Origin of the sequence: Pseudomonas sp. FP818 (genome assembly GCF_030687335.1) — a bacterium.
In the GTDB taxonomy this organism is placed as follows: Bacteria; Pseudomonadota; Gammaproteobacteria; order Pseudomonadales; family Pseudomonadaceae; genus Aquipseudomonas; species Aquipseudomonas shahriarae.
In genome coordinates, this window is the sequence record NZ_CP117427.1 from 5,066,092 (window position 1) to 5,079,228 (window position 13,137).

Sequence of the window (13,137 nt, forward strand, 5' to 3'; positions counted from 1 at the left end):
TATTACCTTCTCCCCACAGGCGCTACTTCCCACTAACAATCATCGGTGGCACGCTGCCAGACTTCTCGGCAAATCAATGAAAAACAAGATATTAAATCTGAATCACGGCCACCGCCCGCCACGTCTCACAAGGTGCGAGGAAGATTATTACCAATAAAAAACGCCCTGCTAAGTGCGAAAATTCCCACCCCAGCATTGCATGCTGTCCTACACTCGATTCGTTGGCGCTATGAGGACGTGCGTCGCAAACAATCAGCGTAAAACTCAGGGAGTGTTACCGATGGTCAACTGGCGAAACACACGGTTACCCAAACTTGAAGGTGAAGATGAGGTAACAACGATGTTTGAAGCCGCTCTGAACATTACCTATGAGCTAGGCTTCGAATACTGCGGTTTTATAATGGGTTCCAATGCTCTCTACCGCCCTAACAGAAGCATCCATCTCAACAACTATCCGGATGAATGGAACAAAATCTACAAAACAGAAAACTACTTTGAAATGGACCCTTTGGTTATTCACTGTAAGCGCGATGTGCTACCGCTTGTATGGGAAGAGAAAACCTTTTCCGCAGTACCTGACATGTGGGCTCACGTACATGCCCAAGGCCTGAATTTCGGCTGGGCCCAGTCGGTGCACGACTTCCGGGGCTTCTTCAGTATGATCAACCTGGGACGACGCAAGGGGCCGGTGCAGGCCCATGAGCTCTATGAAAAAGCGGGCCAGGTTCTGTGGATATGCCATGCCTTGCATACGGTGGCGGCGCAAACCTACAGCCAGGGGCCGACCTTCCAGTGCCCCGCCAAACTCACCAGCCGCGAGACAGAGATCCTGCAATGGTCGGCACTGGGCAAAACTGCGGCTGATATCGCCACAATTCTCTGCCTATCGGAACGTACCGTCGGTTTTCACATCAGCAGTGCGATGAGAAAGCTGGGGGTCAGCAATAAAATCGCCGCCGTGATCAGCGCCGTGAGAAACGGTCTTTTTTAAGCGCAACCGGCTCAAATCCTCTTGAAAACACCGAATGTAATCCCGGAGAAAAAAACGTAACATTTACGGCCAGTTCTGAGTGATGACGCCGCTCGTCAAAGCCCGCGTCGCAGTCCACTCAGAAGGTTCCTCGCCTAGCCTGGAACACCCGTCGATTATCCAGAGTTTCCCCCGCCATGCCCCTGCTCGATAGCCCCTTCGCCCAACTCGACCTGATCCGCCAGCCCGAGCAGCCAAACGAACCGCTGCAAGCCTTCGATGCGGCTGACGAGTATCTGCTCGCCTATCTGGCGGAGCAGCAACCGGCCAGCAGCACCCGCGTGCTGGTGCTCAATGACAGCTTTGGCGCGCTGGCGGCCAGCCTTGAAGGGCAGATGCGTGTCACCACCAGTGGCGATTCGTTTCTAGGCACCCAAGCGTTGCAAAAAAACCTGGTACGCAACCACAAGACCTTCGATGCCGTGTCGTTCGTGCCTGCCAGCCAGGTGCCGAGCGGGCCCTTCGACCGCGTGCTGATCCGAGTGCCGAAAACCCTGGCGCTGCTGGAAGAACAACTGATCCGCCTGCAAGGCCAACTGGCGCCCGGCGCCGAAGTGATCGCAGGCGCCATGGTCAAGCATCTGCCCCGCGCCGCCGGTGAACTGCTGGAGCGCTACATCGGGCCGATGCACGCGTCGCTGGCAGTGAAAAAGGCCCGGTTGCTGATTGCCACCCTGGCTGATCGGCCCCGGGTGGTCTCGCCCTACCCCACGCGTTATCGCCTGGACGCGCCGGCCATCGAGCTGCTCAACCACGCCAATGTGTTCTGCCGTGAAGGCCTGGACATCGGCACCCGTGCCTTTCTGCCGCACCTGCCATCCAACCTGGGCAGCGCCCGCGTGGCGGACCTGGGTTGCGGCAATGGGGTCCTGGCCATCGCCAGTGCCCTGCAAAACCCCGAGGCGCAGTACACCTTGGTGGACGAATCCTATATGGCTGTGCAATCGGCCGCCGAGAACTGGCGCGCGGCGCTGGGTGAGCGGCCAGTGACGATTCGCCCCGGCGACGGCCTGGCGGACCAGGAGCCGCAATCGTTGGACGTGGTGCTGTGCAACCCACCGTTCCACCAGCAACAGGTGGTGGGGGACTTCCTCGCCTGGCGCATGTTCCAGCAGGCCCGCGAGGCACTGGTGGTGGGCGGCGCCTTGTATATCGTCGGCAACCGTCACCTGGGTTATCACAGCAAGCTGGCGCGGCTGTTCCGTGGTGTGGAGCAGGTAGCGGCGACGCCCAAGTTCGTGATCCTCAAGGCACGCAAGTAAACCCAGGCAAAAAAACCCTCCGTGAGGAGGGTCATAAAGGTGCGGGATGTCAGTGGGTGCTCAGGCCCGCGGCGTTCATGAACATGCGCATCAGGCTGGCCACCACGAACAGGGCCAGGACGCTGCCGGTCCAGATCATCGCCAGCCAGCCCAGGCGCTGCCACAGCGGCTTTTTCTCGGCCTGTTCGATCTCGTCCAGTGAAGGTTTACCGGTCATGGTCCAAGCCTCCTAGTGATAGCCGTCTTCATGGGTCACCTTGCCGCGGAACACGTAGTAGCTCCAGAAGGTGTAACCCAGGATGAACGGGATGATGAACAGCGTGCCCACCAGCATAAAGCCCTGGCTCTGTGGCGGCGCGGCAGCCTCCCAGATCGAGACCGACGGCGGGATGATGTTCGGCCACAGGCTGATGCCCAGGCCGCTGTAGCCCAGGAAGATCAACACCAGCGTCAACAGGAACGGCGCGTAATGGGCATTGCGGGCCACGGCACGCACCAGCGCATACATGGTCACCAACACCAGGATCGGCACCGGCAGGAACCAGAACAGGTTCGGCAGGGTGAACCAGCGCGAGGCGATATCCGGGTGGGCCAGGGGCGTCCAGATGCTGACAATGCCAATTACCGCCAACACCACGAACGCCAGGGGCCGCGCCAGGTTGTGCATCTGCTCCTGCAACTTGCCTTCGGTCTTCATGATCAGCCAGGTGCAGCCCAGCAGCGCATACGCCACGATCAGGGCCACGCCGCAGAACAGGGCAAACGGCGAGAGCCAGTCCAGTGAGCCGCCGGCGAACTGGCGGTCAACCACCGGGATGCCTTCAATGAATGCCCCCAGCGCCACGCCCTGAAAGAAAGTCGCCGCCAGCGAGCCGCCGATAAACGCCTTGTCCCACAGGTGGCGTTTGTCATCCTTGGCCTTGAAACGGAACTCAAAAGCCACACCACGGAAGATCAGGCCGATCAGCATCAGGATCAGCGGCAGGTACAGCGCCGAGAGCACCACCGAGTAGGCCAGCGGGAACGCGCCGAACAACGCCGCGCCCCCCAGCACCAGCCAGGTCTCGTTGCCGTCCCACACCGGGGCGACGGTGTTCATCATTACGTCACGGTCGGTCTTGCCCGGGATAAACGGGAAGAGAATGCCGATCCCCAGGTCAAAACCGTCCATGACCACGTACATCATGATGCCGAAGATGATGATCACGGCCCAGATCAGCGGAAGATCAATACCCATGACTCAATTCCCCTTGTTCAGAGTGTCGCCGTGATCGGCGTCGCCGCTGTCATCGGCCGCCGACAATGGACGCGCCGGGGTGCGTTTCTGCCCGGGGCCGCCGTGGGCCGGTTCGGTACTTTCGTGGGTGACCGGGCCTTTGCGCACCAGGCGCATCATGTAGCCCAGGCCGGCGCCAAACAGGGCGAAGTACACCACCACAAACAGCACCAGGGTGATCCTCATCTGCATCACACTGTGGTTGGAGGACGCGTCCGCCGTGCGCATCAAGCCGTAGACCACCCAGGGCTGGCGCCCGATTTCGGTGGTGAACCAGCCGGCCAGGATCGCAATCAACCCCGACGGGCCCATCCACAGCGCCAGGTACAGGAACGGTTTGTTGGTGTACAGCCTGTCGCCCTTGCGCAGCCAGAGGCTGAACAGGCCGGTGAAGATCATCAACAGGCCCAGGCCGACCATGATGCGGAACGACCAGAACACGATGGTCGAGTTGGCGCGATCCTCAGGCGGGAACTCCTTGAGGGCCGGCACTTGCTTGTCCAGGGAGTGGGTAAGGATCAGGCTGCCCAGGTAGGGGATTTCCACTTTGTACTTGGTGCGCTCTTCCTTCATGTCCGGCCAGCCGAACAGGATCAGCGGGGTCGGCTCGTTACCGACGTTTTCCCAGTGGCCTTCAATCGCCGCAATTTTCGCCGGCTGGTGCTTGAGGGTGTTGAGGCCGTGGAAGTCACCGATCACCGCCTGGATCGGCGCAACGATCAAGGCCATCCACATCGCCATCGACAACATGGTGCGGATCGCCGGGTTGTCCTTGCCCCGCAGCAGGTGCCAGGCCGCCGAGGAGCCGACGAAGAACGCGGTGGCGACAAACGCTGCCGTGGCCATGTGGGCCAGGCGATAGGGGAACGAAGGGTTGAAAATCACCGCCATCCAGTCGGTTGGAATCACCTGACCATTGACGATTTCAAAACCTTGGGGGGTCTGCATCCAACTGTTGGAGGCGAGGATCCAGAAGGTCGAGATCAACGTACCGACGGCCACCATCACCGTGGCAAAGAAGTGCAGCTTGCGCCCGACCTTGTTCCAGCCGAACAGCATCACCCCAAGAAAGCCGGCTTCGAGGAAGAACGCGGTGAGTACTTCATAGGTCAGCAAGGGCCCCGTGACGGAGCCGGCGAAGTCCGAGAAACGACTCCAGTTGGTACCGAACTGATAGGCCATGACCAGGCCCGAGACCACCCCCATGCCGAAGTTGACGGCAAAGATCTTCGACCAGAAATGGTAGAGGTCACGGTAGGTATCGTTGTGGGTCTTGAGCCACAGACCTTCCAGCACCGCAAGGTAACTGGCCAGGCCAATGGTGATGGCCGGGAACAGGATATGGAACGAGATGGTGAATGCGAATTGAATTCGGGCGAGATCTAGCGCCTCCAAACCGAACATAAGTCTTCCTCTGTCAGGTAATACCGGCTGCTGGCTGGGGGCCTGCACCCACTGCCCCCACGGATATGGAGTGTGGCGAATTGCAATTCGTTCTTTTTTTACCAACCACGTAGGGATTCTGGCCTGTTGGCCGCCACACCAGCGCTGCAATCAGCATTGATCTGGATCAAGCATCGATGAAAGAGTAGTCCCATTTTCCAGGTTGGACTGTGTGGTCTTTTGCCGCGTGACAGGTTGACTCAGCGAAATAGATGTCTTGCTAAGGATATTTCTTTTCCAGCAACTATTTGTTACAGCTTGATGCTAATCTCGGCGCTTCCCAGGTTCAGTCCAGTCCTTGCCGATGCCCAGTGAAACCCCGCTGCTGTTACGTCATCACCGCCCTTTCATCGCGTTCTGGCTGGCGCGGATTTTTACCGCCAGCGGCTTCCAGATGCTCACCGTGGCCATCGGCTGGAACCTCTACCAACTGACTGGCAATGTGCTGGACCTGGGGCTGGTGGGCCTGGTGGAATTTGTGCCGCGGGTGCTGTTTATGCTGCACACCGGGCATGTGGCGGACCGTTATGAACGGCGTAAAGTCGCTGCCATTTGCCAGACGTTGCAAGCATTGATTGCTCTGGCGCTGGTGATTGGCAGCCTGACGGACAATGTCACCCGCGAGATGATTTTTATCCTCGCCTTCCTGCTGGGCTCTGCCCGCTCCTTCGAAATGCCCACAACCCAGGCCCTGCTGCCGAGCATCGTGCCCAGCGCCCTGTTCCCTCGGGCAGTGGCGGCGGCGCAGTCGGCCCAGCAATCGGCAACCATCGTCGCGCCGGCCCTGGGCGGCCTGCTTTATGCCTTCGGCAGCGCCTGGGTGTATGGCCCGACGGTGCTGCTGTACCTGATTGCCTGCATGCTGACCCTCAACCTCCCCGCGCGGCAGACCCCGCTGAACAAGGGCAAGGCCACCCTCGACTCGCTGCTCGCCGGGATTCGTTTTATCCGCAGCCGGCCGGACATCCTCGGGGCAATTTCCCTGGACCTGTTTGCCGTGTTGTTGGGCGGCGCCACGGCGTTGCTGCCGGTGTTTGCCAAGGACATCCTGTTGACCGGCCCCTGGGGCCTGGGGCTGCTGCGCTCGGCTCCGGCAGTCGGCGCGCTGTTGATGTCATTGTGGCTGGCACGGTTTGCCGTGGACCGGCGTGTGGGCCGGGTGATGTTTACCGCGGTCGGCGTGTTTGGCGTGGCGACCATTGCCTTTGGCCTGTCCACCTCGTTCTGGTTCTCCCTGGCGGTGCTGGTGGTGCTGGGGGCGGCGGACATGATCAGCATGGTGATCCGTGCCTCATTCGTACAGCTGGAAACCCCCGATGAAATGCGCGGGCGGGTCAGCGCGGTCAATGGGCTGTTTATTGGCGCGTCCAATCAGTTGGGCGAATTTGAGTCCGGCGTCACGGCCCACTGGCTGGGCACGGTACCCGCCGTGGTGCTGGGCGGGGTCGGGACGCTGGTGGTGACCGGGGTGTGGATCAAGCTGTTCCCGACCCTGGCCAATCGGGACCGCATGCATATGCCGGCCGAAGCGCCCTGAACCTGCAGGAGCCATCACTGGATGCGTAACTGAGTCACCAGGGTATTGCGGGGCGCGTTGATCGACGTGTTGCTGTACTCGAACCAGCCTGCGGCGCGGATATCCACGTCAAATACATAGATGTAGCCCATCAATGTACCAGCGCCATTGCAGGCCTGGCTGACGGAGCCGACCTGGCAAATCGCCGTCTTTTGTCCCGCAAGCCGCGCCCCATCAAAGGTCGCGATGGAATTGTTGCCCAGCCCCACTTCCATCACCGAGACCCGCGTCGCCCCACGGTGCTGGCACTGCCGGGTACGGTCGGCGCCCTCGGCGATGGACTCGCTGCAGCCCTGGGACTGCACCTGGAACACCCGCACTTCGCTCAAGGCCGGTGCAGGCGCGCCCCACGCCGGTGCCACCGCCAGCCACAGGCCGAGACAGGCGAACGGAGCTAGACTCCACGCGATGGCTTTTTTCATGCTCTGGATGACCCTGGACTGAACGTCGACGGAGTATGCCTCAAGGCCACACTCAACAAAACCGAGGCCGGGCGCCACAGGTCGTCGACCTGCTGGTATGATGCGCCGCTTTTTCCGATCCTCTGTAGAAAACACGCGGCGCTTGGCGCAGTTTGTGCTTTGACTTTGAGGTCAACAAATCACGGCGCCGAATGCGCCACAGGGAGCAGGCATGCTGGAAAAGCTGTTTCAACTCAAGGCACACAACACTAACGTGCGTACCGAGATTCTGGCCGGTATCACGACATTCCTGGCCATGGCCTACATCCTGTTCGTCAACCCGAGCATTCTCGGCGAGACCGGCATGGACAAGGGCGCGCTGTTTTTCGCCACCTGCCTGGCAGCGGCCATCGGCTCGACGATCATGGGTCTGATCGCCAACTACCCGATTGCCCTGGCACCGGGCATGGGCCTGAACGCCTTCTTTACCTACACCGTGGTCCTGCACCTGGGCCATACCTGGCAGGTGGCGCTGGGTGCGGTATTTATCTCTGCCGTGCTGTTTTTCCTGCTGTCGATCTTCCGCATCCGCGAATGGATCATCAATGCCATCCCCCTGCCCCTGCGTTCGGCGATTGCTGCCGGTATCGGCCTGTTCCTGGCGCTGATCGCCCTGCATAACGCCGGGATCGTGGTCAGCAACCCAGCGACCATGCTGGGCATGGGCGACCTGGCGAAGCCGGCACCGATCCTCGCCACCCTGGGTTTCTTCCTGATCGTGGCCCTGGAAGCGCTAAAAGTGCGCGGTGCAGTACTGATCGGCATCCTCGCGGTGACCATCGCCGCCATCGCGCTGGGCGTCACCCCCTTTGGCGGCGTGGTATCAATGCCACCTTCCCTGGCCCCGACCTTCCTGCAACTGGATATCGCCGGCGCCCTGGACGTGGGCTTGATCAGCGTGATCTTCGCCTTCCTGTTCGTGGACCTGTTCGACAACTCCGGCACCCTGATCGGCGTTGCCAAGCGCGCCGGCCTGATGGGCAAGGACGGTCACATGCCGAAAATGGGCCGCGCCCTGATCGCCGACAGTACCGCAGCCATGGCCGGCTCGCTGCTGGGTACCTCGACCACCACCAGCTACATCGAGTCGGCTGCTGGCGTGAGTGCCGGTGGCCGCACCGGGCTGACCGCCATCGTCGTGGCAATCCTGTTCCTGCTGGCACTGTTCTTCTCGCCGCTGGCGGCCAGCGTCCCGGCGTTTGCCACCGCCCCCGCGCTGCTGTTTGTCGCGGTGCTGATGACCTCGGGCCTGGCGGAAATCGACTGGGACGACATCACCGTTGCAGCGCCCGTGGTAATCACCGCCCTGGCGATGCCCTTCACTTACTCCATCGCCAACGGCATCGCCTTCGGCTTCATCGCCTGGACCGGTATCAAGCTGCTTACGGGCCGCTACCGTGAACTCAACCCAGCGCTGGTGATCCTGTCGATTCTGTTCGTGATCAAGCTAGGCTGGTTCCCCGCATGACTTTTGACGCAGCAAGTTACGCCCTGCAACTGCAAGAAAAGGTCACGCGCTTGCGTGACCTGCTCGCGCCGTTCGACGCGCCCGAGCCGCAGGTGTTCGATTCGCCCCTGCAGAACTTCCGCCTGCGCGCCGAGTTTCGCCTGTGGCGCGAAGGGGGTCAGCGCCATTACGCGATGTTCTCCCAGGATGACAAGCGCACGCCGATCCTGATCGAAGAATTCCCCATCGCCAGCCTGCGCATCAACCAGTTGATGCCGCAACTCAAGGCCGCCTGGCAAGCCAGCGCTGCCCTGAGCCACAAACTGTTCCAGGTGGAGTTCCTCACCACCCTGGCCGGCGACGCGATGATCACGCTGTGCTATCACCGCCCGCTGGACGAGCATTGGCACACGGCGGCCAACAAACTGGCTGCCGATCTGAACGTCAGCATCATCGGCCGCTCCAAGGGCAAGCGCGATGTGATCGGCCACGACTACGTGGTCGAGAAACTCGATGTCGGCGGTCGCACCTTCAGCTATCGTCAGCCCGAAGGTGCCTTCACCCAGCCCAACGGCACGGTGAACCAGAAGATGCTCAACTGGGCCTATGGGGCCCTCGGCGATCGCAGCGATGACCTGCTGGAGCTGTATTGCGGCAACGGCAACTTCACCCTGCCCCTGGCCACCCGCGTGCGCAAAGTGCTGGCCACCGAGATCAGCAAGACCTCGGTCAACGCCGCCCTGAGCAACCTCGATGAAAACGCGGTGGATAACGTCACCCTGGTGCGCCTGTCCGCTGAAGAACTGACCCAAGCCCTGAACGAAGTACGGCCGTTCCGACGCTTGCACGGTATCGACCTCAAGAGCTACGCGTTCGGCAGCGTCTTCGTCGACCCGCCCCGCGCAGGCATGGACCCGGACACCTGCGAATTGACCCGGCGCTTCGAGAACATCCTGTACATCTCCTGCAACCCGGAGACGCTGGCGGCGAACATCGCGCAACTGCACGACACGCACCGCATTACCCAGTGTGCAATGTTTGACCAGTTCCCGTGGACCCACCATATGGAATCAGGCGTGCTGCTGACCCGGCGCTAACCCTCGGCCCCGGCACACCTAGAAAAATGTGGGAGTGGGCTTGCCCGCTCCCACATAAGCCCACTCCCCCGGCTGTGCATCACTCCTCCTTGCGTGGCCGCCCGCCCTTCTTGCCATTAGCACGGGCGGCTGCGGACTTGGCGGCGCTGGTTTTACGGCCGTTGCGCGATGCCACCATGCTCGCCGCCAGGTCCATCAGGGGCTGACTCGTAGCGACCAGGCCAGTGATGGAAACATGCAGATCACGAGCTTCACAGCACAGTGCCTTGCCGCCAAAACCGACCTCCAGCGCCTGGAAGTCCTGCGCAGAAAAACCTTCGAATTCAGAGAGACCGGCCACCGGCAACAGGATGCGGCTGCCGTCGCCGAAGCCGATGGAAATGCAGTCGTCCTGGTAGTGCACGGAGCTGGCATTGGCGTACACCCGCTTGAGCTTGCGCCCACGGGCCACGGCCTTATCAACATCGGCGTCAGTGATCGGTGCATCAGGCCGGACTTTGGCTTTTACCGTTTTCATAACTCAATCTCCACGGATCCTGGCGCCCTCACCAGGTTCAAGATGGTTCGCCGCCCCGCCACATCGTGCCGGGCCCTGGCGATCACGTAGACACCTCGCCGGATGACCAACCCCGGCACGACCTCGTCGGCCTCCCAATCCCAGGAATGGTTCTCCAGGCAGACTGTTTGCAGCTTCTCCCACCAGATCCTTTGTGCCCGCGCCAGATAATGCGGCTGCATCAAGGTCTGGCGAATGCCTTCCAGAACGCTAGTGGCTGGTCGCCGCCGCTCGGGATACACATCCCACAACGCCACGTCCCCATCCAGGAAACTGAAGCGAAAACGCGCATCCCAGTCCTTGCCCATGACATGTACGTGCGGCGGGCAATGCTCATCCCTGAGCAACACTGCAATCACATATCCCTTGTAAGTGCCTACTTTCATCGTAACCCATCCGTTAGGTTATTTGTCGCCGACCAATGCTTTATCCAGCCCCAGCCGACAGCCGGCCTCTTCAAATTGCCAGAGCTGCCTCACAGACTAGTAACGACTGGCACCGCTTCAAATGCCGGGTTGTAACCGCAGATGCCCAGGCGGTCGTCGTTGAAAAACAGCCCCTCCTTGAACACATTGACGCCCATCTCCCAATCCCGCGACTCTTCAGCCTTGAGATACGGGCTGGGAAACACCCGCTCTGCCGAGTTGCCGCCATGGGGGCGACCGGTCAGTGACCTGGCCCTTGAGCGCGGTGCTGCGGATCCCGGGGGAAGTAAAGCAAACAGGCGGGCATCTTAAGTTTTGTCGAGAATGGTTTCCAATTGACATCAACTCTTGGACAGTCCCGACAGGCTGCATTCACCGTTCGATAATCGAACGGTTATCTGCAGCACCGCGCTTGGCCAATTGACCAAATTAACCATTCAGTACATTTTGTCTCCATCCATAAAAACAACAGTGGAGACACCCCCATGCCGCCTATTGTGCTGGTCCTCAACGGCCCCAACCTGAACCTGCTCGGCACCCGCGAACCGGCCACCTATGGCCACGAGACCCTGGCTGACGTCGCCGCCCTATGCGGGCGTAGCGCCGAACAGTTCGGGCTGAAACTGGAATTTCGCCAGACCAACCACGAAGGCGAGTTGCTGGACTGGATCCATGGCGCCCGCGCTCGTTGTGCGGGCATTGTGATCAACCCGGCGGCCTGGACCCATACCTCGGTGGCCATTCGCGACGCCCTGGTGGCCAGTGAACTGCCGGTGATCGAAGTGCATTTGTCCAACGTGCATGCCCGCGAACCGTTCCGTCATCACTCTTTCGTCTCGCCCATTGCCAAGGCCGTGCTCGCCGGGTTTGGCAGCCACGGTTATCACCTGGCCCTCGAGCATTTCAGCCGGGAGCTCAAATGAAACCGCGTATTCTTGCCGGGCTGATCGGCGCCGGCATCCAGGCGTCCCGCACGCCGGCCCTGCATGAGCAGGAAGGCGATGCCCAGGGTCTGCGCTACTTGTATCGCCTGATCGACCTGGACCCGCTGCAACTGGACAGCAGCGCCCTGCCCGATCTGCTCAAGGCCGCCGAACAGATGAACTTCACCGGATTGAACATCACCTACCCATGCAAGCAAGCGATCCTGCCGTTGCTCGATGAGCTGTCGCCCGAAGCCCGGGGCATCGGCGCGGTCAACACCGTGGTCTGGCGCGATGGCAAGCGCATCGGTCACAACACCGACTGCCTGGGTTTTGCCGAAGGGTTTCGCCGTGGCCTGCATGACGCTGCGCGCCAACGCGTGGTGCAGATGGGCGCCGGTGGCGCAGGCGCGGCGGTGGCCCACGCGCTGTTGGCCGAAGGTGTCGGCCAGTTGAGTATTTTCGATATGGATCACGACCGCGCCCAAAGCCTGGCCGCCAACCTCAACCAACACTTTGGCCCTGACCGAGCGTGTGCCGGCAGCGACCTGGGTCACGCGATGGCGGCGGCTGACGGCCTGGTCAACACCACGCCCATGGGCATGGCCAAGCTACCGGGGATGCCCGTGCCAGCAGCATTGTTGCGCGCGGATTTGTGGGTCGCGGAGATCGTCTATTTCCCGCTGGAAACCGAGCTGCTACGCAACGCCCGGGCGCTGGGTTGCCGCACCCTGGATGGGGGGAATATGGCGGTGTTCCAGGCGGTGAAGGCGTTCGAGTTGTTCAGTGGTGAGAAAGCAGATGCACAAAGGATGCTCGCTCATTTCCAGAGCATGAATACTTCACTGTAGAAACCGGATCCTAATGTGGGAGCTGACTCGCCCCACATTGAGTTCGGTGGGGAAATCAGGCTTGCAGGTAACGCAGCACCGACTCGCAGATCATCGCCCGATGCCGCTGCTTGATTGCTTCATCCGACAATTCGATCTGAAAAATCTCACTGAAGGTATGCCGGTTGGATACCCGGTAAAAGCTGAACGAGTTGATCAGCAAATGCACATCCAGCGGCTCCAGCCCAGCGCGGAACACCCCCAGCTCCGCGCCTCGGCGCAAGGTCGCGCCCAGTGCTTCAAGGATATTGCTGTTCATCGCCTTGATCGCGTCCGACTGCTTCACATACTCGGCGTTGTGAATGTTCTCGATGCTGACAATCCGCACAAAATCCACATTCTGGTCGTGGTGGTCGAAGGTGAATTCCACCAGGCGCCGGATTGCTTCACGGGGTTCCAGTTCAGTGAGGTTCATCCGGGTTTCGGTGTTGCGGATATCCCCGTAGAGCTTTTCCAGGACCTCGACGTACAGCTGTTCCTTACTGCCGAAGTAGTAATAGATCATGCGCTTGGAGGTGTGGATGCGCTCAGCGATGGCGTCCACCCGCGCCCCCGAAAGCCCCTGCTGCACGAACTCGACAATGGCTTCTTGCAGAATGTTCTCGCGGGTCTTTTCCGGGTTGTTCTTGCGGCTCTTGCGCGGCGCCAGGGGGGCGTCGGGCAGTTCGGAGGTCGGGGTCATGGTGCGCTCACGGCCATTTATGCAGGCCGTGATTATGGGCTGCCATGCCGTACGAAGGAAGCGGCAACG

General features: G+C 60.8%; 15 protein-coding genes. 7 read left to right on the top strand and 8 right to left on the bottom strand.

The genetic code is table 11. The features are described from left to right. Nucleotides 1–280 precede the first annotated feature (280 nt). Together PSH80_RS23015 and PSH80_RS23020 are read left to right on the top strand one after the other, a co-directional pair. Complete coding sequence (locus PSH80_RS23015; protein WP_128592784.1) at nt 281–991, top strand: LuxR family transcriptional regulator; 711 nt, start codon at nt 281–283, stop codon at nt 989–991. 176 nt (nt 992–1,167) lie between these two features. Then, the gene (locus PSH80_RS23020; RefSeq protein WP_057958377.1) at nt 1,168–2,292 is read left to right on the top strand and encodes a class I SAM-dependent methyltransferase; all 1,125 of its coding nucleotides are present in this window, start codon (nt 1,168–1,170) and stop codon (nt 2,290–2,292) included. 49 nt (nt 2,293–2,341) lie between these two features. Here PSH80_RS23020 and PSH80_RS23025 read toward each other — a convergent pair whose 3' ends face one another. Genes PSH80_RS23025 through PSH80_RS23035 form a run of 3 tightly spaced genes read right to left on the bottom strand, consistent with a single transcriptional unit; the run spans nt 2,342 to nt 4,972 of the window. Beyond that, entirely contained in the window at nt 2,342–2,509 is a 168-nt protein-coding gene (locus PSH80_RS23025; RefSeq protein ID WP_081044180.1) for a DUF2474 domain-containing protein, read from the bottom strand. Nucleotides 2,510–2,521: 12 nt separating this feature from the next. After that, nucleotides 2,522–3,529: a cytochrome d ubiquinol oxidase subunit II gene (cydB, locus tag PSH80_RS23030; RefSeq protein ID WP_057958376.1), complete on the bottom strand. Its 1,008-nt coding sequence runs from the start codon at nt 3,527–3,529 to the stop codon at nt 2,522–2,524. 3 nt (nt 3,530–3,532) lie between these two features. Then, on the bottom strand, nt 3,533–4,972 hold the full coding sequence (locus PSH80_RS23035) for a cytochrome ubiquinol oxidase subunit I (RefSeq protein WP_305418418.1): 1,440 nt from the start codon (nt 4,970–4,972) through the stop codon (nt 3,533–3,535). A gap of 343 nt (nt 4,973–5,315) precedes the next feature. Between PSH80_RS23035 and PSH80_RS23040 the strand changes: the two genes are divergently transcribed. After that, entirely contained in the window at nt 5,316–6,548 is a 1,233-nt protein-coding gene (locus PSH80_RS23040; protein WP_057958374.1) for an MFS transporter, read from the top strand. Nucleotides 6,549–6,562: 14 nt separating this feature from the next. On the opposite strand, the gene PSH80_RS23045 is transcribed toward PSH80_RS23040, so the two are convergent. Next, nucleotides 6,563–7,009, bottom strand: coding sequence for a DUF4879 domain-containing protein (locus PSH80_RS23045; protein ID WP_169990511.1), 447 nt, complete (start codon nt 7,007–7,009; stop codon nt 6,563–6,565). A gap of 211 nt (nt 7,010–7,220) precedes the next feature. Here PSH80_RS23045 and PSH80_RS23050 point away from each other — a divergent pair, with 211 nt between their 5' ends. Both PSH80_RS23050 and trmA read left to right on the top strand, forming a co-directional pair. After that, on the top strand, nt 7,221–8,516 hold the full coding sequence (locus PSH80_RS23050; RefSeq protein WP_305418420.1) for an NCS2 family permease: 1,296 nt from the start codon (nt 7,221–7,223) through the stop codon (nt 8,514–8,516). Continuing rightward, nucleotides 8,513–9,592, top strand: a complete 1,080-nt coding sequence (gene trmA, locus PSH80_RS23055; protein ID WP_128592783.1) for a tRNA (uridine(54)-C5)-methyltransferase TrmA — start codon at nt 8,513–8,515, stop codon at nt 9,590–9,592. Before PSH80_RS23050 ends, trmA begins: the two co-directional genes overlap by 4 nt. A gap of 79 nt (nt 9,593–9,671) precedes the next feature. Here the strand turns inward: trmA and PSH80_RS23060 are convergent, their stop codons facing one another. The 3 genes from PSH80_RS23060 to PSH80_RS23070 form a co-directional block, all read right to left on the bottom strand. Continuing rightward, nucleotides 9,672–10,109: a DUF2442 domain-containing protein gene (locus PSH80_RS23060; RefSeq protein ID WP_057958372.1), complete on the bottom strand. Its 438-nt coding sequence runs from the start codon at nt 10,107–10,109 to the stop codon at nt 9,672–9,674. Then, entirely contained in the window at nt 10,106–10,534 is a 429-nt protein-coding gene (locus tag PSH80_RS23065; protein ID WP_057958371.1) for a hypothetical protein, read from the bottom strand. The genes PSH80_RS23060 and PSH80_RS23065 overlap by 4 nt, the downstream gene beginning before the upstream one ends. 89 nt (nt 10,535–10,623) lie before the next feature. Then, nucleotides 10,624–10,779 (bottom strand): hypothetical protein, encoded by a 156-nt coding sequence (locus tag PSH80_RS23070; RefSeq protein ID WP_164844804.1) that lies wholly within the window; start codon nt 10,777–10,779, stop codon nt 10,624–10,626. Between the two features lie 279 nt (nt 10,780–11,058). Between PSH80_RS23070 and aroQ the strand changes: the two genes are divergently transcribed. After that, a complete protein-coding gene (gene aroQ, locus PSH80_RS23075; protein WP_032861827.1) occupies nt 11,059–11,496 on the top strand; it encodes a type II 3-dehydroquinate dehydratase in 438 nt (145 codons plus the stop codon). Next, nucleotides 11,493–12,347, top strand: a complete 855-nt coding sequence (locus PSH80_RS23080; protein WP_169959801.1) for a shikimate dehydrogenase — start codon at nt 11,493–11,495, stop codon at nt 12,345–12,347. Before aroQ ends, PSH80_RS23080 begins: the two co-directional genes overlap by 4 nt. 55 nt (nt 12,348–12,402) lie before the next feature. Here PSH80_RS23080 and PSH80_RS23085 read toward each other — a convergent pair whose 3' ends face one another. Beyond that, the gene (locus PSH80_RS23085; protein WP_057958369.1) at nt 12,403–13,068 is read right to left on the bottom strand and encodes a TetR/AcrR family transcriptional regulator; all 666 of its coding nucleotides are present in this window, start codon (nt 13,066–13,068) and stop codon (nt 12,403–12,405) included. Between the last annotated feature and the right edge of the window lie 69 nt (nt 13,069–13,137).